General features: G+C 74.1%; 18 protein-coding genes. 10 read left to right on the top strand and 8 right to left on the bottom strand.

What is annotated here, in order from left to right:
- Window positions 1–8: 8 nt before the first annotated feature.
- The 3 genes from ABT048_RS33875 to ABT048_RS33865 are packed head-to-tail and all read right to left on the bottom strand — an operon-like array spanning window position 9 to window position 4,659.
- Complete coding sequence (locus ABT048_RS33875; protein WP_350525419.1) at window positions 9–821, bottom strand: biotin/lipoyl-containing protein; 813 nt, start codon at window positions 819–821, stop codon at window positions 9–11.
- Window positions 818–2,362 (bottom strand): SagB family peptide dehydrogenase, encoded by a 1,545-nt coding sequence (locus ABT048_RS33870; protein ID WP_350525418.1) that lies wholly within the window; start codon window positions 2,360–2,362, stop codon window positions 818–820. The genes ABT048_RS33875 and ABT048_RS33870 overlap by 4 nt, the downstream gene beginning before the upstream one ends.
- Window positions 2,363–2,382: 20 nt before the next feature.
- Entirely contained in the window at window positions 2,383–4,659 is a 2,277-nt protein-coding gene (locus tag ABT048_RS33865) for a TOMM precursor leader peptide-binding protein (RefSeq protein WP_350525417.1), read from the bottom strand.
- A gap of 224 nt (window positions 4,660–4,883) precedes the next feature.
- On the opposite strand from ABT048_RS33865, the gene ABT048_RS33860 reads away from it, so the two are divergent.
- The gene (locus tag ABT048_RS33860; protein ID WP_350525416.1) at window positions 4,884–7,394 is read left to right on the top strand and encodes an AAA family ATPase; all 2,511 of its coding nucleotides are present in this window, start codon (window positions 4,884–4,886) and stop codon (window positions 7,392–7,394) included.
- A gap of 115 nt (window positions 7,395–7,509) precedes the next feature.
- On the opposite strand, the gene ABT048_RS33855 is transcribed toward ABT048_RS33860, so the two are convergent.
- The 3 genes from ABT048_RS33855 to ABT048_RS33845 all read right to left on the bottom strand — a co-directional run bounded on the left by ABT048_RS33855 (window position 7,510) and on the right by ABT048_RS33845 (window position 9,588).
- Window positions 7,510–8,241: a VOC family protein gene (locus tag ABT048_RS33855; RefSeq protein WP_350525415.1), complete on the bottom strand. Its 732-nt coding sequence runs from the start codon at window positions 8,239–8,241 to the stop codon at window positions 7,510–7,512.
- A complete protein-coding gene (locus tag ABT048_RS33850; RefSeq protein ID WP_350525414.1) occupies window positions 8,175–9,044 on the bottom strand; it encodes a hypothetical protein in 870 nt (289 codons plus the stop codon). The genes ABT048_RS33855 and ABT048_RS33850 overlap by 67 nt, the downstream gene beginning before the upstream one ends.
- A 301-nt stretch (window positions 9,045–9,345) precedes the next feature.
- The gene (locus tag ABT048_RS33845; protein ID WP_350525413.1) at window positions 9,346–9,588 is read right to left on the bottom strand and encodes a hypothetical protein; all 243 of its coding nucleotides are present in this window, start codon (window positions 9,586–9,588) and stop codon (window positions 9,346–9,348) included.
- Window positions 9,589–9,956: 368 nt separating this feature from the next.
- Between ABT048_RS33845 and ABT048_RS33840 the strand changes: the two genes are divergently transcribed.
- From ABT048_RS33840 to ABT048_RS33800, 9 genes are all read left to right on the top strand, one after another.
- Window positions 9,957–10,943: a LuxR C-terminal-related transcriptional regulator gene (locus tag ABT048_RS33840; protein ID WP_350525412.1), complete on the top strand. Its 987-nt coding sequence runs from the start codon at window positions 9,957–9,959 to the stop codon at window positions 10,941–10,943.
- A gap of 302 nt (window positions 10,944–11,245) precedes the next feature.
- Window positions 11,246–12,997 carry an LCP family protein gene (locus ABT048_RS33835; protein ID WP_350525411.1) on the top strand — a complete coding sequence of 584 codons (1,752 nt, stop codon included), beginning with the start codon at window positions 11,246–11,248 and terminating at the stop codon, window positions 12,995–12,997.
- Between the two features lie 126 nt (window positions 12,998–13,123).
- Window positions 13,124–13,573, top strand: coding sequence for an SRPBCC family protein (locus tag ABT048_RS33830; RefSeq protein WP_350525410.1), 450 nt, complete (start codon window positions 13,124–13,126; stop codon window positions 13,571–13,573).
- Window positions 13,574–13,736: 163 nt separating this feature from the next.
- Window positions 13,737–14,537, top strand: coding sequence for a VOC family protein (locus ABT048_RS33825; protein ID WP_350525409.1), 801 nt, complete (start codon window positions 13,737–13,739; stop codon window positions 14,535–14,537).
- Window positions 14,538–14,635: 98 nt separating this feature from the next.
- Window positions 14,636–15,382 (top strand): HAD family hydrolase, encoded by a 747-nt coding sequence (locus ABT048_RS33820; RefSeq protein ID WP_350525408.1) that lies wholly within the window; start codon window positions 14,636–14,638, stop codon window positions 15,380–15,382.
- A 76-nt stretch (window positions 15,383–15,458) separates the two neighbouring features.
- Entirely contained in the window at window positions 15,459–17,864 is a 2,406-nt protein-coding gene (locus ABT048_RS33815) for a glycoside hydrolase family 65 protein (RefSeq protein ID WP_350525407.1), read from the top strand.
- Between the two features lie 162 nt (window positions 17,865–18,026).
- A complete protein-coding gene (locus ABT048_RS33810) occupies window positions 18,027–19,760 on the top strand; it encodes a pyruvate dehydrogenase (protein WP_350525406.1) in 1,734 nt (577 codons plus the stop codon).
- Between the two features lie 104 nt (window positions 19,761–19,864).
- A complete protein-coding gene (locus ABT048_RS33805; RefSeq protein WP_350525405.1) occupies window positions 19,865–20,500 on the top strand; it encodes a helix-turn-helix domain-containing protein in 636 nt (211 codons plus the stop codon).
- Between the two features lie 32 nt (window positions 20,501–20,532).
- Window positions 20,533–20,736: a DUF6126 family protein gene (locus tag ABT048_RS33800; protein WP_350525404.1), complete on the top strand. Its 204-nt coding sequence runs from the start codon at window positions 20,533–20,535 to the stop codon at window positions 20,734–20,736.
- 173 nt (window positions 20,737–20,909) lie between these two features.
- Here the strand turns inward: ABT048_RS33800 and pdxR are convergent, their stop codons facing one another.
- Both pdxR and ABT048_RS33790 read right to left on the bottom strand, forming a co-directional pair.
- Window positions 20,910–22,343, bottom strand: a complete 1,434-nt coding sequence (gene pdxR, locus ABT048_RS33795; protein WP_350525403.1) for a MocR-like pyridoxine biosynthesis transcription factor PdxR — start codon at window positions 22,341–22,343, stop codon at window positions 20,910–20,912.
- 36 nt (window positions 22,344–22,379) lie between these two features.
- Window positions 22,380–22,826, bottom strand: a complete 447-nt coding sequence (locus ABT048_RS33790) for a carboxymuconolactone decarboxylase family protein (protein ID WP_350525437.1) — start codon at window positions 22,824–22,826, stop codon at window positions 22,380–22,382.
- Window positions 22,827–22,884: the final 58 nt, after the last annotated feature.

Here is a 22,884-nt window from a genome sequence, read left to right as displayed (position 1 = left end):
AGCTCCCCTCAGCGGCCGAGGATCAGGTTGAACGGGGTCTGCTTGCCCACGTTGATCGTGGCGGTGACGGCGACCTGGGTGCCCAGCGGGTTCGGCGGGCCGCTCTGCGAGGTCCAGGAGTAGCCGCTCGGGGTGTCCGGGTCGGGCGTCAGCTCGACCACCACCAGGCGGGGCGCGTCCTTGCCCAGGTAGCGCTGGGCGGCGAGGTCCCCGCCGACCAGGCCGGAGACCGCCTCCTTGGTGAGCGCGTACGGGCTGACCGAGCTGACGGTGCCGCGCAGCAGGCCGAAGGCGCCGGCCGGGGTGGTGGAGACGTTGAGGTCCACCTGGTCGCCGGGCTCCAGCCCGATGGTGTGGGTCGAGGGCACGAAGACCATCGCGACCATGCCCTCCTGCGGGTCCTCGACCCGTTCGACCGAGACCACCGGGGAGCCGGGCGCGACGACCTGCCCGTCGGTGACCGACAGGCCGACCACCCGCCCGCCGAACGGGCTGGTGATCTCCCGGCTGTGGCCCTCGGCGTCCTCGACCCGGGCCACCGACTGGCCCTGCCTGACCTGGTCGGAGGGCTTGGCCAGGACGGTGCGGACCATCCCGCCGAACGGGCTCTGGATCATCGCGGTGCCGTGCGGGCGGGTCAGCAGGCCCGGGGCGTCGACGGTGATCGGGATGTTCCCGGCGAAGGTCCACAGCAGCGCCGCCGCCATGGTGATCATCACGACGAACAGGGCGATCCAGCCGCGCGGTGCGGCGAGCAGGGTGGGCGAGTCCAGCTCGTCCGGCTCGCGCATCCGCTGCAGCGCCTTGAAACGGAACTTCATCGTCTGGCTTCTCTCCGTGGGACGCCGACGTCCTGGCGCAGCGTCGGGGGCCGGCTGCCGATCACGAGCTCACCGACGGTGCCCTGGGTGAAGTAGTCGATGCCGCTGGCCGCGGCGAAGTCGGCGGCGTCGCCGCCGCCGAGGCCGCAGACCGCAAGGTCCATCGCGGTGCCGACCAGGTAGAGGGTCTGGTAGAGCGCGCCGACGTGCTTGAGGATCAGCGGGTAGGCGACCGTCTCGTACTTCCACATCACCCGGCCGAAGCGCGCGGTGACCAGCAGCACCACCTGCGGGTCGGCCTTCATCAGGCTCGACTCGCGGGCGCCGGCGACCAGTTGGGCGGTCGCCGGGCTGGGCTCGCTGACCAGTTCCAGCTCGTGCCGGTCGGTCGCGTAGTGCCACAGGCCGGGCTTGAGGCCGGCGCAGGAGGTGACCAGTGGGTACACCTCCAGCTCGTGCACCGCGCCGCCGCTCGGGTACGGCCGGTCGGCCAGTTCCTGGCCGTCGCCGCCGGTGAAGGTCTGGCGCCGGCGGGCACTGCGGTACAGCAGCTCGCCGAGCTGCTCCAGGGTGATCGGCGCCTGCTCGTCGTGGTCGCGCACCGAGCGGCGCTGCTCCAGCACCTCGGTGAACGGCCGGTCGGCGCGGGCGAGTTCGTCCAGGTCCGGGACGGCCAGGGCGACCTTCTCGCCCGGGAACGGCGCGGGCGAGGCGGGCTCGGGGGCGAACCGGTCGCCGAACCGGTAGGTGCCGCCGTACCCGGCGACGGTGGTGGGCCGACGGGTGCGGGAGTGGAAGGCGAGGTCGGCGGCCTGCCACTGGGCGAAGCGCTGCTCCTCGGCCTCCGGCTCGGCGCCGGGGGAGCCGTACGCCAGCAGGCCGGCCGCGGCGAACAGCCGCAGGGTCTGCCGGACGGCGTCCAGCGGCAGGCCGCCGGGCAGCTGGGCGAGGGCGGCGGGGCTGGTCCAGCCCGCCAGTGCGGCGAGCAGTCCGGCGGCCCGGGCGGTCAGCTGGACGGCCAGCGGGCTGCCCGGGGCGCGGACCAGCAGGGCGCCGTCCTCGACCGCGGCGGAGGCGAAGCGGGACAGCTTCACCTGCCCGGTCGGGTCCGGTGTCGGCCCCGGCTCGGCGGCGCCCCGGCCGACCGGCCGCAGCCGGGCCAGCGGTTCGTCCGAGGCCCCGGTCGCCAGGTGGACGGAGTGCTCCAGCAGCCCGGCGGTGCCGAGCCGGCGGCGGGTCAGCTGCCAGCGCAGCAGCCCGGCGTCGCCGTCCCGGGCCGCGACCAGGGCGGCCAGTTCCTCCTCGGTCTGCTCCCCGGCGGCCAGCGCGGTCACCGCGTCCAGCGCGCCGGGGGCGAGGTCGTTCAGGTTCAGCGCGCCGACGGGCGCGGTCAGCCGGACGGCGCGCGGGCCGAGCGGCGCGAGCGCGCCGTCCGGGCGCAGCCGCAGCCGGCGGACCGTACGGGCGGTCGCGGGCAGGTGGATCCCGTCGGGACCGGCGGTCGGACCGGCGGTCGCATCGGTGGTCAGAGCGGTGGTCATCGTGTCAGCACCCGGCCGTTCTAGAAGAAGACGTTCTTCGGGTTGAGCTGCTCCTCGGTGTGCGGCGCGGCGAGCCGGCCCTGGCGCACCGGGACGTCGTACAGCCGGCCGGGGGCGAGGCGGCGCCAGAAGTGGCGCATGCCGGGAGCGATCACCTTGACCACGCTGAGGTCGAGGTCGGGGCGGCTCTGGTCGAGCACGATCACCTCGACACCGGCCCCGGCGGCGCGCTCGACGCAGTCCCGGACGTGCCCGGCGAGGTCGTCACCGACGAGCGGGGCGAAGTCGGCGAGGGTGCTGGCGGCGCGCTCGCGGTCCGGCAGCAGCCAGGGCTCGCCCGCGACGGTCGCGGTCCGGCACCACTCCAGGGTCTCCAGGTCGTCGGTGCGGTAGAGGGTGTTGCCCTCGTCGTCCCGGCGGTCGACGAACGGGAGGAACTGGTTGACCTCGGTGAGCGCGCGGATCGCGGCGATCCGCGGGTCCGGGTGGGCGCCGAAGCCGACCATGATGTCCTCGACCGCGTGCTTGCGCCGGGAGACGGCGGCGAACACCGGCACGCCGAGGTCGGAGGTGATGTCCAGGACCCACAGCTCGCGGTCCACCGAGGCGTAGAAGGCGCGCATGGTGTCCACGTACGGGTCGTTCAGCGAGTCGAGGTCGAACTCGGGCTGGGCGAGCCGGTTGTACCACCACAGGGCGACGGCGTCGCGCTCGACGACCTCGCAGAAGCCCTGCAGGATCGCCTCCTCCAGGGTGTTGCCGCTGGCGCAGCCGTTGGAGTCGCCGACGCAGTAGAAGTGCTGCTGGAGGTCGGGGTGGCCGTACCAGGCGTAGCCGGAGGGGACGAGCCGCTCGGTGTCGTGGGTGAGCGACCAGGCGCGCGTCCAGTCCAGTTCGACGTCGGTCGGGAACGGGTCGGGCACCAGGTGCAGCCGGTGGTTGGGGTCGGCGTTCCACGCGGCGCGGCCCTCGAACTGGGCCTCGGAGAACTGCAGCAGGGCGTCCATGTGGACGGCGACGGCCGGGTCGAGGTCGCGGTAGGCGGCGCGCACCACCGGCTCCTCGCCGCGCCAGACCGCCGAGTAGCGCTCGATGGCCTCGCAGATCGCGCTGACCTTCGCCTGGATCTCGGAGCGGCCCTTGCCGCCGCTCTGGCCGCGCATGTTGCGCCGCAGCAGGTCCATGTTGTCGTTGACCATGGCGAAGTTGTGGCCGGCGGTGAAGCTGTAGGTGATGCCGTTGCCGGTGTCCTCGTGCGCGCCGAGCCGGGTGATCGCGCCCAGGTGCGGGCTGATGTGGTGCTTCAGCCGGTCGTAGGTGAACTGCGGGGCCTGCACCCGGTAGCCGCCGTCGGTGGTGTGCCGGGCGGGGCTGGGCTGCAGGACGACCTTGGGGCTGCGCTCGGTGAGCAGCGCCGGGTCGCCGCAGCTCGGGCACTGCGGCTGGCGGACCAGCGTGTGCTCGGTGGTCTGCAGGGTGTTGAGGTCGAGGCTGACCATCGTGCCGGCCAGCGCGGAGCAGCAGGCGTCGGCCAGGGTGCGGGCGGTCTCGGCGGCCAGCAGCTGGGCGGCCATCGCCGGGCCGGCCGGGATCGCGGCGCGCAGCGGGTGGAGCGGCACGGTCTCGCCGCGCTTGCCGGCCAGGTAGCGCTCGACCTGGCGGTTGCCGCTGATCCGCTGCGCGAGGCAGGTCCAGCAGCCGGTCTCGCCGGGGCGCAGCAGCGGGCCGAGCCACGGGGCGGTGCCGGTGGGCTTGGCGAGCAGCCAGGGGCGGCCGTCGGCGAGGCGGGCGGTGTTCAGCCGCTCCAGGGCGCGGTCCAGGTAGTCGTCGGTCAGCGCGATGACCATGGTGTCGGGGCCGCCGGTGACGGCCTCGTCCTCGGTCACCGGGCGGGCCCGCAGGCCGGTCGCGGTCAGCGCGTCCACCAGGGGCGCGGCCTCGGCGGCGCCGAGGGCCAGCACCAGCAGTTCGGTGGCCTGCGCGGTCTCCAGCGCGACGGCCGGGTCGACGCCCTGGGCGTCCCAGTACGCGAGCACGTGGTCCGGCAGGTCGGGCCGGCCCTCGGCGAGGTGTCCGGCCGCCTCGTAGCGGCGCAGCGCGGTGAGCGCCTGGCCGAGGGGCACCGTGCCGCCCAGTTCCTGGAGGATCTCGGCGACGGTGCGCCGTCCGTCCAGGTAGGGCAGGAGGCGCACCGCGGCGGCCCCCGGGACGAGGTAGTCCTGCCCCTCTCCGAGCAGGAAGACCTTTTCGCCCACCGTCTCGGTGAGGAAATGGGCCTTGAGCCGCGGACGCTCCATAAGTCATCCCCCTGTGTTCACAAGTGCGTTGCCGATATTGAACACGCCGTCAAAACCGCTGTACATACTGCATATTCGGCCGGGCGCCGGACTTACGCATCGCGGGCGATTGCGTATTCCTGCGCGCCGGTACGTAGTGCCGTACGTATTCGGCCCGCGCGTTGACAGCCGGGTGGGGGTGGCGATACTGGTGAGTCGCGTGAGGGTGCCGACGGGGGGTTGCGTTGCCGACTGGAGTTTTGCCGCACCGTGAACAGGAGTTGGCCGAGCTGGCCCGGGCGGTGGCCGGGGCGGGTGCGGGCCGGCCCGCGGTGGTGCTGGTCAGAGGGTCACGGGGGATCGGGAAGAGTGCGCTGCTGCGCGCCGCGCTGGCCCGGATACCGGGTGAGGCGGTGGTGCTGCGGGCGCGGTGTCACGACAACGAGCGGGACTTTCCGTACGGGGTGGTGCGCCAGCTCTTCGATCCCATCATGCGCATGTCAAACAGTGCGCCGCAAGGAGTGGAATTCCCCGGCGGCGAATTCCTCGCCACCGCGCTCCCGGAGAGTTCGGAAAGCCCCGGAAACGGACGCGAACGGGTACTCAACAGTCTTTTCCACGCCGCTCGTTCACTGACCTCCCGGACCCCCGTCGTCATGGCCGTGGACGATCTCCACCTGGCCGACGAGGAGTCCCGGCAGTGGTTCTCCTATCTCGCCCGCCGGCTCGACGGCCTGCCGGTCGCGCTGCTCGCCACCACCGCCGACGAGGCCGCCGACCCGCTGGCCGCCGAACTCGGCGCACTCGGCCACGCCCGCACCGTCACCCCCGGCCCGCTCTGCGACAGCTGCGTCGCCGAGCGGGTGGCCGAGGAGTTCGACGCCCCGGTCGACCCGGAACTGGCCGCCGTCTGCCACAACCTCTCCCGCGGCAACCCGCTGGTGCTGGAGGAGCTGACCGCCCGGCTGGTCGCCGCCCGGGTCTCGCCCGGCTCGCCCGACCTCGACACCGTCCGCCGGATCGGCGCCGGCACGCTCGCCGACACCACGCTCAGCTGGCTGCGCCAGAGCCACCCCCGGGCCGCCGACCTGCTCACCGGCCTCGCCGTCCTCGGCGCCGACGCCGACCTCGCCACCGCCGCCCTGCTGGCCGGCCAGGGCGAGCTGCTCGCCGACGAGGCCCGCGAGGCGCTGCGCCGCACCGACCTGATCGAGCCCGGCCCGCCGGAGACCTTCCGGCACGAGCTGGTCCGCACCGCCGTGCTGGCCCGCACCGACCCGCGGGTCCTGGTCGCCCTGCACGAGCGGGCCGCCGCCCTGCTGGTCCGGCTCGGCGCCCCGGCCGGCCGCACCGCCGAACACCTGATGTCCTCCGGCACCACCGGCCTCGACTGGGCCCTCCCGGTGCTGCGGACCGCCGCCCGGGACGCCGCCGCCGACGGCCACTGGGACGACGCCGCCCGCTACCTGCAGCGCGCGCTCGCCGACACCACCGACCCGGACACCGTCCGCTCGCTCACCGCGCAGCTCGGCGCCGTCGAACTCCACCGGGACGTCGCCGCCGCCGCCCGCTGCGCCGCCGGCCTGGCCGACGTCGCCGACCCGGTCGAACGCGCCCGGCTGCTGCGGCCGTTCACCGGCCCGGTGCTGGCGCTCAGCTCCTCCGGCGCCGCGACCGTCCCCTTCACCGAGGCCGCCCACGCCCTCGCCGCCACCGCCGAACCGGCCGCCGACCTCCTGCTGCCGCTCGCCGCCCAGGCACTGCTGACCGGCCGGCGCACCGCCCTGCGACCGGCCGTCGCCGCCCTGCGCGCCGAACCCGCCGAGGCGTCCGCCCCCGCGCTGCTGGGCGCCCAGGCCGCAGTGGCCGCCGCCAGCGGCCTGCCCCGGACGGCGGTCCGGCTGGCCGCCCGCAGCGTGCGCGCGGTCTCGCCCGCCGAGGCCGGTGTCGAGGTGCTCGGCGCGGCGATGGCCTACGCCTGGACCGGACGGCTGGACGAGGCCGCCGCCTGGGCCGGCCGGGCCGTCCGCTCCGCCCAGCGCTGGAACCACCGCGGCGAACTGGCCCTCGCGCTGCTGGCCCGCTCCGACATCGCCCACCGCCAGGGCCGGCTGGACGCCGCCCTGACCGACGCCGAACACGCCGCGGAGCTGGCCGGCCGGGTCCGGGCGGACGAACTCGCGGGCGCCGCCCGGGCGATGGCGATCCGGACCAGGCTGCGCCGGGGCCTGCCGGTGGACGGCGCGGAACTCGCCGCGGTCGACCTGCCGGCCGAGGCCCACCCGCTGCTGCGCGCGGTGGTGCTGGAGGCCCGCGGCCTGCTCGCCGCCCACCGCGGTGACCACCAGCAGGCGCTGCGGCTGTTCCTGGAGTGCGGGCACCAACTGGCCGCCCGCGGGATCGCCAACCCGGCCTGCGTGCCGTGGCGTTCGCACGCCGCCCAGGCCTACCAGGCGCTCGGCGAACCGGCCGCGGCCCGGACCATCGCCGCCGATCCCCTCCCCGGCGGCGACGCCCGCCCGCGCCCCGCGGAGGACCGCGGCCCGGCCATCGGCACCCGCGACGCCGGGCCGGTCCGGCTCACCCCGAGCGAGCGGCGGGTCACCGAACTGGTGCTGCAGGGGCTGAGCAACCTGGAGGTCGCCGAGCGCCTCTGCCTCAGCAAGCGCACGGTGGACACCCACCTGGGCCGGATCTACCGCAAGCTGGCCATCAAGGGGCGGCCCGAACTGGCCTCGGCCGTCAAGGCGCTGTGACGGCAAGGAGCCGTGACTCCGAGGCGCCGTGACTCCGAGGCGCCGTGACGGCAAGGCGCAGTCACAGCAAGGCGCCGTGACGGCAGGACCCGATCCCCCCGGCCGGGCCCTGCCGTCACGCCCCGCCGCCGCCGCCCGCCGGCGCGGGGACGACGCCGAACTCGGCGCCCCACGGGTCCCGTAGCACCGGCGGCTCCTCGCGCCCCGGGCGGATCAGCCGGGCACCCAGCTCGACGGCCCGGTGCACGGTGTCCGCCGGGTCGTGGGCGCCGAGGTGGGGCAGCCACTGCGGGCGGCCCTGGTCGCTCTCCACCACCCGGGCCTGCCCGACCCCGTCCAGCTCGAACTCCCCGTCGCCGGTGAGGCGGTAGCCGAAGAGCGCGCCGTAGAACGCCTCGGCGGTGGCGGCGAGCGGCACCCGCAGCTCGTGGCCGCAGATCGCGCCCGGCTCGTCGGCGAGCACCACGCCCTCGGCGCGGTGGCCCTCCCAGAAGCCGATCGCGACGCCCGAGGGGTCGACGGCGAGGAAGAGCCGCCCGTTCGCGCCGACCGGCACCGGCGGCATCACCACCCGGCCGCCGTGCCGCCCGACCTGCGTGCAGCTGTCGTCCGCGTCCTTGGTCGCCAGGTAGGTGTTCCACACCGCGCCCGGCGGCATCCCGGCCGGTGCGGCGCCGAAGCCACCGATGATCTCCCCGCCCAGGAGGGCCAGTTGGTAGTCCGGGGACTCGGTGACGAACTCCCAGCCGAACAGCGCCGAGTAGAAGTCCCGGCTGCCGCTCAGATCGGGAGTGATGCAGTCAGCCCAGCACGGTGCACCGAGGGCATAGCGGGTACGTCGAGGCACGACTCGTCCTTCTCGTTGGTCATTGCGTGATCGATCAGGCCCGCCGCCTCCTCCGCCCCGCCCACACCGGGGAGGTGCAGGCAGTGGGTCGGCGCTCCGGCGAGCAGGCCGGCCGATCCGGCCGGCCAGGTCTGGGTCGTGAACTCCCATGGTGCCAGCCGGACTTCCTCGTCCGCACTGCGACACAGCCGGACCAGCGCCGGTGGCGCCAGCCGGGCCCGGACCGGCACGACCGGGCCGAGGCACTCCGGGCGCACCAGCAGCACCTCGCCGCCGATCGGCGAGGCCACCGTGCGCCACATCCCCTCCGGCAGCCCGGCGCCGCGCAGCCAGGCCGCGGCGGGCCCGCGCGCCTCCAGCGGGGCGAGGTAGGGCAGCACGTGGCCGCTGCGGCGGTCCAGCACCAGCAGCCGGCCGGAGACGAACTCCCAGGAGCGCTGCGCCAACGCGGCCCCCACGTTCGCCTGTTCCGAGTACGGGCCGCCGAGCAGGGCGACGGTGGCGCCGCCCTTGGCCAGCACCACGGCCGGGGCCAGGCAGAACCGGTCCTGCAGTGCGGCGAACGGCGGGACGGCGGGCGGCACGTTGCCCCAGCCCCGGAAGGCGCGGCGCAGCAGCGGAGTGCCGTCGCTGCGCCGCACCAGGAAATCGCCCGGATCGCCCTTTCCGGTGATTCCGGAGAATTCCACCCGCAGCTGGTCGGGGTCCTGGGAAATCCCGGTGAGGTGAGGTCCGAAATGGAACGAGATCTCGTCGCGGTCGGCGCGGACCAGGCCGACCTCGATGCCGAAGAAGTTCAGCACAATCGGCTCGATAACCGGCACTGTCGCTCCTGACGGTTTTGTTGCACATTCAATTTGTGTGGGCGTCCGGAGCGCGACCCGCCGCGTCCGCCCCGGGTGGGGGCGTGCGGCGGCCGGCCGGTGCCCGCGGGCGGCGCACCGGTGGCGCGGACGGGTGGGGTGCGACGCGAGTCGGTTCCGCCGCCCGGCTCGGCGGCCGGGTGCGTCCACCGGGGAGTCCCGCACCGTCCGACCGCGCTGCCCGGCGGTCGGCGATCGGTGAGGAGACGTCATGTGCAGTCCGTGTCGGCGTTGTTGCCGATCACTCCCAGCGCCAGTCGCCCGGCGTGTTGATGCCCGGGTCCCGGGGCTTCGCCGTGGTGGCGGGCACCGGGTCGGTGGGGTCGCCCGGCGTGGCGGAGGGAGCGGCGGACGGCGAGGCGACGGACGCCGGACGCGCGGTCGGCGGGTGGCCGGTCGCGGCCTGCGCGGCTCCGGCCAGGACGCCGACGGCGAGGGCCGCAGTGGCGGCGGCGGTACAGGCGAACGTGCGACAGGAAAGCATGGAATCCCCCAGGACGAGCGCAGTTTCGGAAGCGGATGCCGGGCATTTCCGCAGCCGCGGCGGTCGACCGCCGGCGGGGGCGGTCCGCGGTCATCGGCGGGCCCGGCCGGGGAGCTCGCCGCCCCCCGACAACCGGAAGTCTGCTGCACGCCGAGGGGGACCGGAAGGTGTTCGGGACGGCAGGAAGATCGCCCTGGCACGATGGTGCCATTGCCATTCCATTACCTTTGCCGCGCGGGCCTCTCCGCGAGCCGCAGCGGTGGGGCTTTCGACGGTTGTCCCGGTCCGCCCGCCCTGGCATGATCAGGCGGCAACTTCCCGGTCGAAGTTGCCGGTGGAGGGGGACGGACTGCGGGGGTGGTGCGCCGATGCTGGACGGGATCGACAACGCCGCACAGGCGGTCTACCGCTTAATGCTGACGGATCATCACCTCGATGCCAAGGGGCTCGCCGAGAAGCTCGCCCTGAGCGAGGCGGAGGTCCGCGACGCGCTCGACCAGCTCGCCGACCTCCGGCTGCTCCGGCCGTCCGAGGAACTCCCGGGCGAGCTCCCGGGCGGCCTGCGGCCGGTGGACCCGAGGGTCGGACTGCCCGCCCTGCTGCGCCACTACGAGTCCGTCCAGCAGCGCACCCAGCAGGAGTTCGAGCGGCGCCAGGCGGCGATCACCAACCTGCTCGCCGAGTACCGGGACGAGTCGGCCCGGGAGGACAGCCAGCTGGAGCGGCTGATCGGGCTCGCCACCGTGCAGGCCCGGCTGGACGAGCTGATCCGCTCGGTCTCCGGCGAACTGCTCACCTTCAACCCCGGGGGAGCCCAGTCCGCCGCCTCGCTCCAGGCCAGCCGCCCGGCCAACGAGGAACTGCTCGCCCGCGGCGTGGCGATGCGGACGGTCTACCTGGACAGCGTCCGCAAGGACCGGGCCACCGTCCGGCACGCCGAGTGGCTGACCGGACTGGGCTGCGAGGTCCGGACGGTGCCCGCGCTCCCGCTGCGGATGATGGTCATCGACCGGCGGGTGGCGCTCGTCCCGATCGACCCTGCCAACACCCGCAAGGGCGCGGTGCAGATCTCCTCGCCGGGCGTGATCACCGCGCTGCTCTCGCTGTTCGAGCAGACCTGGGCCGACGCGACCCCCTTCGGCGCCCCGCGCGAGCGCGACGAGCAGGGCCTGACCCGCCAGGAGCAGGAGTTGCTGCGCCTGCTCGGTCAGGGCTACACCGACGAGGCGGCCGGAAAGCACCTCGGCCTGTCCCTGCGGACGGTGCGCCGGATGATGGCCGACCTGATGGACCGGCTCGGCGCCCGCAGCCGGTTCGAGGCGGGCCTGCTGGCCGGCCGCCGCGGCTGGCTCTGAGCCGACCGCGGCGGCCCCGGCACCGCCCGCCGCGACCCCCGGCACCGCAGAGCCGTAGTGGCGTAAGTCACGTCGGAATCGGGTGGTTTCGGGTGTTCTGCCTGGTGGTTGCCCGGGTGTCGGGGGGTTTGCCCACCGACCGGAGGTCCATGACCGTGTTGGGCCAAAATATGATCGGAAGCCACGATCGTCGGTTGATGCAGACGGTCGTATGTGCAACCTGGGAACGGTTGGGGCCGTCTCTCTGTGTGCGGTGCGCCAGATCGTCCGGGGCGTCGCTTCCGTCGGTGAAAGGTACGCGCATGTCAGGTCAGCGGGACAAGGGCCCGGCCCGGGGCGGGGACGAGTCCGGCGCGCTCACGACCGGGGGCAAGAGGGGCGGCGCTGCCGTGCCGTCGCCGCGTTCCGGCGGCGGACGCGCGGAGGCCCGGCGTGCCGCCGGTCAGGGCAAGGGCGGCCGCGCCGGCGGCGGACCGGACTCCGGAGCCGGCGGACGGGCGGCGGCGCGCAAGAACGCCAAGCCGAAGAAGAACGTGAAGAAGATCGTCGCCTGGTCGGCGGCGGGCGTGCTGGTGCTGATCGCCGGGACCGGCGGCGCGATCTACTACAAGCTGAACGCCAACATCAAGTCCTTCGACGCCGACGCGATAGCCGGCGACCGCCCGCCCGAGGCGAAGGCCGACGCGGACGGCAACAAGCCGGTCAACGTGCTGCTGATCGGCTCGGACAGCCGCGGCAAGAACAACGCCGACCTCGGCGGCGGCGAGGACGGCGGCGCCCGCTCGGACACCACGATCCTGCTGCACGTCTACGCCGACCACAAGCACGCCGTCGGCATCTCGATCCCGCGCAACGCCAAGGTCCAGCTGCCGTCCTGCAAGCTGCCCAACGGCAAGTGGACCAAGGGCGGCAACACCGACCTGTTCAACGCGGCCTTCTCGACCGGCGGCAGCGACGACGGCAACCCGGCCTGCACCCAGAACACCGTGGAGAAGCTCACCGGCATCCGGGTCGACCACACCCTCGTGGTCGACTTCAACGGCTTCGCCGCGATGACCAAGGCCGTCAACGGCGTGGACATCTGCCTGCCGCAGCCGATCTACGAGGGGGACATCAACCCCAACCTGCACAAGAAGGGCGCCCTCGTCCTCCCGCAGGGCAAGCAGACCGTGGACGGCCAGAAGGCACTGGACTACGTGCGACTGCGGCACGGCATCGGCGACGGTTCGGACATCGGCCGGATGAAGCGCCAGCAGGCCTTCATGAGCTCCCTCGCCAGCAAGATCAAGAAGGACGGGATGGGCCCCACCACCCTCCTGCCGCTCGCCGACGCCGCCACCAAGTCGCTGACCGTCGACCCGGGCCTGGACTCCGCCGACAAGCTGCTCTCCTTCGGGCTGTCGATGAAGAACATCGACATGCACGACCTGAAGTTCGTGACGGCGCCCTGGCGCTACCGCACCCAGGACGCCGACCTGGACCTGGTCCAGCCGGACGCCAACAAGCTCTGGGAGACCCTCAAGGCCGACCAGACCATCGACGGCCAGAACGCCACCGGCCAGCAGCCGGACGCGTCCGGCACCAGCCCGGCCCCGCAGCAGCCCGGGCCCACCACCCCGGCCGCCCCGGCCGGGGACGCCTCCAACGCCGCGATCAAGGTGGCGGTCTACAACGGGACCACCGCCAACGGCCTGGCCGGCAAGGGCACCGAACTGCTGAAGACCGCCAAGTTCACCGCCTCCACCGCCGGCCAGGCGGCCAGCACCAAGTACAAGGTCACCACGATCGAGTACGGCACCGGGCAGAAGGCGAACGCCGAGAAGGTCGCCGCGCTGTTCCCGGGCGCCGAGATGTCCTCCGGCAGCTCGCGCGGCATCTCGGTGATCGTCGGCCAGGACTTCGCCGCCACCGCGGGAGTCGGCTCCGCCGCGCCCGCCGGGACGGCCGGCACCCCGGGCTCCCCCCCGCAGCCGCTGCCCACCACCGTCACCAACGACGCCCGCTCGGCGGACGACGACATCTGCGCCAACACCACGTACGGCAGCGGCGGCTGACCGCACCCACCGGACGGCGGGACGACCCCCGGACCAGCGCTCCCGGAGCGCGTGGGCCCGGGGGTCGTGCCATGGTGGCCGTAGGCCCGCCACGGGCCTCGACCCAGGTCTCGAAAGGCGGAGCCCATGCCCGAGATCGCCCTGCAGTTCGACATCGCCGCGCCCCGTGAGGTCGTCCTCGCCGCGCTCACCACGCACGACGGGCTGACCTCCTGGTGGACCACCGCCGCGGACCGGGAGGAGGACGTCCTGCTGTTCGACTTCCCCGAGGTCCCCGAGCCGTTCCGGCTCCGCGTGGAGCGGGCCGACCAGGAGCGGGTGGTGTGGACCAACGCCGGGGCGTTCCCGCCGCACTGGGCCGGCACCTGGATCAGCTGGGACCTCGCCGAGCAGCCCGGAGCGCCCGACCGCACCCGGCTACTGTTCCGCCACGGGGGCTGGCAGCCGGGCAGCGAGGAGGGCGTCCCGGCGGTGGCCGGCACCTGGGCCGAACTGCTGGTCCGGCTGAAGGACTACGCGCAGAGCGGCAAGGTGCAGCCGTACTTCGTCACCGCCCGGCGCCACGACGCCCCGTGAACCCGCCGGGGCCGCCCCGCGACACCGCGCCCAGGCCGCCCCGCGACACCGCGGTCCGGTGGCGGGATCGCGGCGGCGGGCCGATGGTGGCGGTGTACCCCCGTCGTACCGGCCACCGCCGGTCACCACCGCCGGTCACCCACCGCCTCCGGGAGGCCCAGCCATGCCCGTCGTCACCGATCCGTACCCGCCCGGCACCCCCTGCTGGGTCGACCTGATGGCCGCCGACCAGCAGGCCGCGCTGGACTTCTACCGCGACCTCTTCGGCTGGCAGGGCGAGGTCGGCCCGGCCGAGTTCGGCGGCTACGCCGTGTGCGCGCTCAACGGCCGGCCGGTCGCCGGGATCATGGGGCAGGTCGTGCCCGAGGGCCAGCCCGCGCCGCCCGTCGCCTGGACCACCTACCTCGCCTCGGACGACGCCGACGAGAGCAACCGGGCCATCGCCGCGGCCGGCGGCACGATCCTCTACCAGCCGATGGACGTCGGCACGATCGGCCGGATGCTGGTCGCCGCCGACCCGACCGGTGCGGTGTTCGGCGTCTGGCAGGCCATGGACTTCATCGGCGCGGGCGTGGTCAACGAGCCGGGCGCGCTGGTCTGGAACGAGCTCAACACCGCCGACGGCGCCACGGCCGGCCGCTTCTACCGCGCGGCGCTCGGGCTGCGCCCGGCCACCATCCAGGGCATGGACGGCTACTTCTCGCTCAACGTCGCCGACCGCACGGTGGGCGGCATGCAGGCGATCCCCGGCTACCTCGCCCCGGGCACCCCCTCGCACTGGATGACGTACTTCTCGGTGGACGACACCGACTCCACGGTGGACGCCCTGGTCAAGGCGGGCGGCTCGGTGATCCAGCCGCCGTTCGACATGCAGGCCGGGCGGATGGCCGTCGTCCGGGATCCGCAGGGCGCGGTATTCGCCGTCGTCCAGGCGGCCCAGGCGCAACTGCCCGACTCCCCGTAGCCGCCCGCGGCGCGCCCGGGCATCCGGAAGCCGCCCTTCCCGCGACGCGCCGCCGGGAAATGGGCGGCTTCCCCCCGTTCCCGGGTAAGACTGCACCCATGCTGGGGCTACCGGACGACATCCGCGCTTTCCTCTTCGACCTCGACGGAGTGCTCACCCAGACCGCGAAGGTGCACGCCGCGGCCTGGAAGGACACCTTCGACGCCTTCCTGCGCGCCGAAGCCGCCCGTACCGGCGGGCCGTTCGTCCCCTTCGACGCCGTCGTCGACTACGACACCTACGTGGACGGCCGCCCGCGCCTCGACGGCACCCGGGCGTTCCTGCACAGCCGGCACGTCGACCTGCCCGAGGGCACCCCCGACGACCCCCCCAACTCCCTTACCGTCCAAGGGATCAGCCGGGCCAAGAACGACACCGTGCTGCGGATGATCCGCGAACAGGGCGTCCAGCCGTACGACGGCTCGGTCGCCTACGTGCACCGGCTGCGCGCGGCCGGGCTGCCCAGCGCGGTGGTCTCCTCCAGCGCCAACTGCCGCGACGTGCTGCGGGCGGCGGGCATCGAGGACCTGTTCGACGTGATCGTGGACGGCAACGTAGCCAAGGCCGAGGGCCTGCCCGGCAAGCCCGCCCCCGACACCTACCTGTACGCCGCCCGCGCGCTCGGCGTCGAGCCGGTGCACGCCGCCGTCTTCGAGGACGCGCTCGCCGGGGTCGCCTCCGGCCGGGCCGGAGGCTTCGGCGCGGTGGTCGGCGTGAACCGCACCGGACAGGCCGCCGAACTGCGCCACGACGGCGCCACCGTGGTCGTCGACGACCTCGCCGAGCTCCTGGGGGACGAGGCATGAGCGGGCGCGGCGAGGTGACGGCCCCGGGCGGGCGCGGCGAGGCGGGGCCCCTGGGTGGCCGCAGGGAGGCGGCGGCATGAGTCCCTCCGACAACTTCGCGATCGATCCCTGGCAGATCACCGAACAGGGCCTGGACCTGGCCTCGATGGCCCGCGCCGAGTCCGTCTTCGCGCTCTCCAACGGGCACATCGGCCTGCGCGCCAACCTGGACGAGGGCGAGCCGCACGGCCTGCCCGGCACCTACCTCAACGGCGTCTTCGAGCTGCGTCCGCTGCCCTACGGCGAGGGCGGCTACGGCTACCCGGAGTCCAGCCAGAGCGTCATCAACGTGACCAACGGCAAGATCATCCGGCTGCTGGTGGACGACGAGCCCTTCGACCTGCGGTACGGCGAACTCGTCAGCCACAAGCGCTGGTTGGACTTCCGCGAGGGCCTGCTGCACCGCGAGGCCGAGTGGACGTCCCCGGCCGGGCGGACGATCCGGGTGCACTCCTCCCGGCTGGTCTCGCTCACCCAGCGCGCCATCGCGGCCGTCGAGTACGCCGTCGAGGCGGTGGACGGCCCGGTGCGGATCGTGCTGCAGTCCGAGCTGGTCGCCAACGAGCAGCTGCCCGGCGGCCCCGAGGGCGACCCGCGCGCCGCGGCCGTCCTGGAGGCGCCGCTGCAGCCCGAGGTGCACCACGCCGGGGGCACCAAGGCCGTCCTGGTGCACCGCACCCGCTACAGCGGCATCCGGGTCGCGGCCGGCATGGACCACATCATCGAGGGCCCGGAGAAGTCCGACACCGTCGCCGAGGCCGAGGCCGACCACTGCCGGATCAGCGTCACCACCGTGCTCAAGCCCGGACAGCGGCTGCGGCTGACCAAGTTCATGTCCTACGGCTGGTCCGGCACCCGCTCGCTGCCCGCCGTCCGGGACCAGGTGGAGGCCGCGCTCACCGCCGCCCGGTACACCGGCTGGGACGGCCTGGTCGCCGAACAGAACGCGTTCCTGCGCGAGTTCTGGGAGACCAGCGACATCGAGATCGAGGGCGACGTCGAACTCCAGCAGGCCGTCCGGTTCGCCATCTTCCACGTCCTGCAGGCCGGCGCCCGCAGCGAGGAACGGGCCATCCCCGCCAAGGGGTTGACCGGCCCCGGCTACGACGGGCACAGCTTCTGGGACACCGAGACCTTCGTCCTGCCCGTGCTGACCTACTGCCTGCCCGCCGCCGTCAACCAGGCCCTGCGCTGGCGGCACACCACCCTCCCGCTGGCCCGCGAACGGGCGGCCCAACTCGGCCTGTCCGGCGCGGTGTTCCCGTGGCGGACGATCCGCGGCGAGGAGTGCTCCGGGTACTGGCCGGCCGGCACCGCGGCCTTCCACATCGGCGCCGACATCGCGGCCGCCGTCGCCCGCTACGTCCGGGCCACCGGGGACGAGGAGTTCGAGCGCGAGTACGGGCTCGAACTCCTCGTGGAGACCGCCCGGATGTGGCGCTCGCTCGGCCACCACGACGTCGCCGGGAAGTTCCGGATCGAGGGCGTCACCGGCCCCGACGAGTACAGCGCCGTCGCGGACAACAACGTCTTCACCAACCTGATGGCGCAGACGAACCTGCGCGCCGCCGCCGAGGCCGCCGTCCGCCACCCGCGCGAAGCCGCCGCCCTCGGCGTCGACACCGAGGAGACCGCCGCCTGGCGGGACGCCGCCGCGGCGATGTACATCCCGTACGACGAGGACCTCGGCGTCCACCCGCAGGCCGACGGCTTCACCCACCACCAGGTCTGGGACTTCGAGAACACCCCGCCCGAGAAGTACCCGCTGCTGCTGCACTTCCCGTACTTCGACCTGTACCGCAAGCAGGTGGTCAAGCAGGCCGACCTGGTGCTCGCCATGCAGGTCCGCGGCGACGCCTTCACCGACGAGCAGAAGGCCCGCAACTTCGCCTACTACGAGCGCCTCACCGTCCGCGACTCCTCGCTCTCCGCCTGCACCCAGGCGGTCATCGCCGCCGAGGTCGGCCAGCTCGACCTCGCGTACGACTACACCGCCGAAGCCGCCCTGATGGACCTGCACGACCTCGGCGGCAACACCGGCGACGGCCTGCACATGGCCTCGCTCGCCGGGGCCTGCATCGCCCTGGTGGCCGGGTTCGGCGGGCTGCGCGACCACAGCGAGACGCTGTCCTTCCGCCCCCGGCTGCCGTCCGGGCTGATGCGGCTCAGCTTCTCGCTGCTGGTGCGCGGACACCTGCTCGACGTCCGGATCAGCCACGAGGAGACGACGTACACCCTGCGCCGCGGCGACGTGCTCCACCTGCGGCACGACGGGGAGGCGGTCCAGCTCAAGTCCGGGAAGCCGGTCACCCTGCCCACCACCGCCCCGCCCGCGCAGGAGCGCTTCGCCCAGCCGCCCGGCCGCGAACCCGCCCGCCGCCAGCCCCAGGCGGGCCTCGCCGCGGGCAAGCTCGGCCAGCACGACCACCTGGCGGCGGAGTAGCGCCCGGGGTGCGGGTCGGCGCCGGCCGCGCGGACCCGCACCCCGCGGCGTCCGCACCCGCGTGCGCTCACCCGTCCGGCCCACCCCGGCTGCGCCGCCCCGCCGCCCGTCGGAGTGTGCAGGTGCCTGTGAGAACCGGCGCCCCAGTGAAGGAGTGCACCCGTGGCGAGCGTGGCCGAACAGATGGTGGAGGTGCTCCGGCAGGCCGGGGTGGAGCGGGTCTACGGCGTCGTCGGGGACAGCCTCAACCCGGTCGTGGACGCGATCCGCCGGGCCGAGGGCATCGGCTGGGTGCACGTGCGCAACGAGGAGGCCGGGGCCTTCGCGGCCGCCGCCGAGGCCGAACTCACCGGCCGGCTCGCCGTGTGCGCGGGCTCCTGCGGCCCCGGCAACACCCACCTGATCCAGGGCCTCTACGACGCCCAGCGCAGCGGCCTGCCCGTCCTCGCGCTCGCCTCGCACATCCCGTCCGGCCAGATCGGCACCGGCTTCTTCCAGGAGACCCACCCCGAGCGGGTGTTCACCGACTGCAGCAGCTGGTGCGAGCTGCTCTCCGCCCCCGCCCAGCTGCCCCGGCTGCTGCGGATCGCCGTCCAGCACGCGCTCGGCGCGCACGGCGTCTCGGTGCTCGCCTTCCCCGGGGACGTCGCCGCGCTGCCCGCCGCCGGCCCCACCGGCACCAGCCACTTCCTCACCGAGCAGGCCGTCGCGGCGCCGCCGTGGTCGCAGGTGCAGGAGCTGGCCCGGCTGCTCAACGAGGCGCGCAAGGTGGTGCTGTTCTGCGGCGCCGGGGTGCGCGGTGCGCACGCCGAGGTGATGGAGGCGGCGCAGGCCCTGAACGCGCCGATCGGCCACTCCCTGCGTGGCAAGGAGTGGATCCAGTACGACAACCCGTACGACGTCGGCATGAGCGGCCTGCTCGGCTACGGCGCCTGCCACGAGGCGCTGCACTCCGCCGACCTGGTGCTGCTGCTCGGCACCGACTTCCCGTACGACTCCTTCCTGCCGCAGGCGCACACCGTCCAGGTCGACCACGACGCGACCCGCCTCGGCCGGCGCACCGCGCTCGACCTGGCCGTCCACGGCGACGTCGCCGCCACCCTGCGGGCCGTGCTGCCGCTGCTGGAGGCCAAGGGCGACCGCGCCTTCCTGGACGGCATGCTGCGCAAGCACGCCCGGTCGCTGGAGGACGTGGTCGGCGCCTACACCCGGGACATCGAGAAGCACCTGCCGATCCACCCCGAGTACGTCGCCGCCGTCCTCGACGACGTCGCCGCGCAGGACGCGGTGTTCACCGTCGACACCGGCATGAACAACGTCTGGGCCGCCCGCTACCTGCAGCCCAACGGCCACCGGCGGGTGATCGGCTCCTTCCTCCACGGCTCGATGGCCAACGCCCTCCCGCACGCCATCGGCGCCCAGCTCGCCAACCCCGGACGCCAGGTGATCGCGATGGCCGGCGACGGCGGCCTCGGCATGCTGCTCGGCGAACTGCTCACGGTGGCCAAGCACCGGCTGCCGGTGAAGACGGTGGTGTTCAACAACGGCGCGCTCGGCATGATCAAGCTGGAGATGCTGGTCTCCGGGTACCCCGAGTCGGAGATCGACAACGGGGACGTGGACTACGCGGGGATCGCCCGGGCGATGGGGATCCCGGCCAAGCGGGTGACCGAGCCGGCCTGGGTGCGGGAGGTGCTGGCCGAGGCGCTGGAGCGACCGGGACCGGCCCTGGTCGACGTCGTCACCGACCCCAACGCGCTGTCCGTCCCGCCGCACATCACCGCCGCCCAGCTGAAGGGCTTCGCGCTGGCGGCCGGGCGGACGGTGCTCTCGGGCGGGGTCGGACGCATGATCGACCTGGCCCGGAGCAACCTGCGGAACATCCCGCGGCCGTGAGGCGGGGAGGGCCCGCGGGTCCCGGTCGTGAGCCCCTGCTCCGGGGCTTTTGCCTCTGAGGCAAGATTCTTGCCCGACCGGCACGCCGGGTGTCCACTGGGTACATGACCACCAGCTCCACCGGCGCCCCCGCCGCAGGCGACCAGCTCGACGACCAGGAGGTCGTCGGCCTCGCCGCCCGCCTCCGCGAGCACCGGCTCAGCAGCCGCCTCACCCTGGAGGTCGCCGCCGCGCGGATCGGACTCTCCCCAGCGTATCTGTCCCGGCTGGAAACCGGCCGCCGCCAGCCCTCGCTGCCCGTCCTGCTCGGCCTCGCCCGCGCCTACGGCACCTCGGTGTCCGGCCTGCTCGGCGAGACCATGGCCGAACCGGACCCGGTGGTCCGCGGCGGCGCCATAGAGCCCGGCCGGGCCGGCGGCTGGGGCTACCGCCGGGCCGGCGCCCCCGGCCGCGCCATGCAGGCCCTGCGCGTGCAGGTCCCGCCGGGCGTCCAGGATGCGGTGGTCCGGGTCCACCCCGGCGAGGAGTGGCTGTACATCCTGCGCGGCGAACTCCGACTCACCCTCGGCGACCGCGTCCACCACCTCCGCGTGGGCGACTCCGCCCACTACGACTCGCTCACCCCGCACTGCATCGCCGCCGAGTCCGAGAACGGCGTCGAACTGCTCTTCATCCACACCCTGCTGCAGAGCCCCGGCGGCGAACTCTGCCTCGGCGGCGGCCCCGCCGCGACCCACTGACCTGCCGTCAGAACCATCCGGAGGAGATCACCATGGCCGATCCCACCACCACCGCCACCACCGCCCCAGCCCCCCTGGTCGGCGCGGCCGACACCCCGACCGGCCCGAAGACCATGGACGCCGGGAAGTGGGCCAACAAGCGGGTCTACCTGCGCCTGGTGATCTACACCGCCGGCATCCACGTCTTCGCCGGCTTCATCATGCTCCTGTTCGAACTCGGCAGCCGCAACAAGTAGGCGCCCCTCCGTCGTCCGCCCGCCTCCACCCCCGAGGGAGGCGGGCGGAACGCCGTCCGGCCGACCTGCCGGTGCCGCCCGACAGTTCGCGAGCACCCCGCCGCCCCGCCCCGCGCGGCGGCTCGGAGAGGGCCTCCACCGCGCCCCGCCCTTTCCTCTTCCCCGCCCCCTCCTCACGCCCTGCGCAGCAGCTCGCAGAGGGCCTGCACCGCCGCCGGGAAGGCGTGCTCCGGTGGCGTGGCGTAGCCGATGACGAGGGAGGGCGGTGCGTCGGTGGGGTCCGGGGTGGCGCGGTGCCAGGCGAGGCCGTTGAGGGAGATGCCGGCGGCCTGGGCGCGGCTGAGGAGTTCGGGTTCCGGGGTGGAGCCGGGCGGGAGCTGGAGGACGGCGTGCAGGCCGGCCGCGATCCCGGTGACCCGGACGTGCGGGGCGTGTTCGGCGAGCGCGGCGACCAGGTGGTCGCGGCGGCGCCGGTAGTGCAGGCGGCAGCGCCGTACGTGCCGGTCGTACGTGCCGGAGGTGATCAGCTCCGCCAGCGTCAGCTGGTCGAGCACCGGGGACATCGTGTCGGCCAGGACCTTCAGCCGGGCGACCGGTTCGACCAGGGCGTCCGGCAGGGCCAGCCAGGCCAGCCGCAGGCCGGGCGCGAGGCTCTTGGCGGCCGTTCCGGCGTACACCACGCGTTCGGGGTCGAGCGCCTGCATGGCGCCCAGCGGCTGCCGGTCGTAGCGGAACTCGCCGTCGTAGTCGTCCTCGACGACGTACCCGTCCTGTTCGCGCGCCCACCGCACCGCTTCCGCCCGTCGTTCGGCGGAGAGCGGGGCGCCGGTGGGGAACTGGTGGGCCGGGGTGAGCAGGACGGCGCCGGGGCGTGCGTCGAGCCGGTCGACCCGGGCGCCCTCCTCGTCCAGCGGCAGCGGGGCGGTGGTGAGTCCGGCGGCCCGGGCGACGTCGTGCTGCGGCGGCAGCCCGTACTCCTCGACCGCGAGCGTGCGGGTGCCGCGTTCCCGCAGGGCGGTGCAGAGCAGGCCGAGGCCCTGGGTGACGCCGGTGCAGATGAGCAGGTGGTCGGGGTCGGTGCGGACGCCGCGGACCCGGGCCAGGTAGTGGGTGAGGGCCTGCCGCAGTTCGATCCGGCCGAGCGGGCTGCCGTAGTCGAGGGCCTCGTGCGGTGCGGTGGCGAGGGCGCGGCGGGCGGCGGCGAGCCAGGCGGTGCGGGGGAAGAGCGAGAGGTCGGGCCGTCCGGACATCAGGTCGTGCCGGGCGGTCCGTCGCTGCGGAACCCGGCGGGCCGCGGCCCGCCTGCCGTGGGCGGGGGCCTCGGGTACGGCCCGCCGGGCGACGGTGGTGCCGGAGCCCTGGCGGGAGTCGAGCCAGCCCTCCGCGGTGAGCTGGCCGTACGCCTCGACGACGGTGTTGCGGGCGATCCCGAGGTCCTCGCCGAGGGCCCGGGAGGAGGGCAGCCGGGTGCCGGGCGCGAGCCGCCCGTCCTGGACGGCCTCGCGCAGGGCGTCCTCCAGGGCGGCCCGCAGCCCGGTCCCGGCGGCGCGCCGCTCGGTGAGGTCGAGGTGCAGGTCGCCGCCGAAGGAGGTCCAGGAGCTGGTCACCGGCCCATTCTCGCGCGCAGGGGCGGCCCGCCGGGGTCACCAGGAGGTGCCGGCGGGCTCCTCGATGGTGGTGTTGATGCGGTTGAAGAAGTTGGTCAGCGCGATCATCAGGATGATCGCGGAGAGCTGCTCCTCGTTGAAGTGGTCGGCGGCGGCGTCCCAGACCTCGTCCGGGACGGCCTTGCCGGAGCGGTCGGCGATCCGGGTGGCGGCCTCGGTGAGTTCGAGGGCGGCGCGCTCCTCGTCGGTGAAGAACGGTGCTTCGCGCCAGGCGGCGACGGCGTGCAGCCGCTCGTCGGTCTCGCCGTGCTTCTTGGCTCCCTGGACGCCCGCGAACACGCAGGCGCTGCAGCCGTTGATCTGGCTGGCCCGCAGGTGGACCAGTTCGAGGAGCTGCGGGGAGACGCCGCCCTGGTACATGGCCTTGTAGACGGCCTGGACGCCCTTCATCGCGTCGGGCAGGACCAGGGCGGGGTTCTTCATGCGTGCGGTGGTCACGGTGATCTCCTCGTCGGTTAGCGTCCGTCACTGGACCGACGGA

This window comes from Kitasatospora sp. NPDC096140 (assembly GCF_040303045.1).
Lineage (GTDB): Bacteria > Actinomycetota > Actinomycetes > Streptomycetales > Streptomycetaceae > Kitasatospora.
This window is presented reverse-complemented; position numbering and strand designations above follow the sequence as displayed.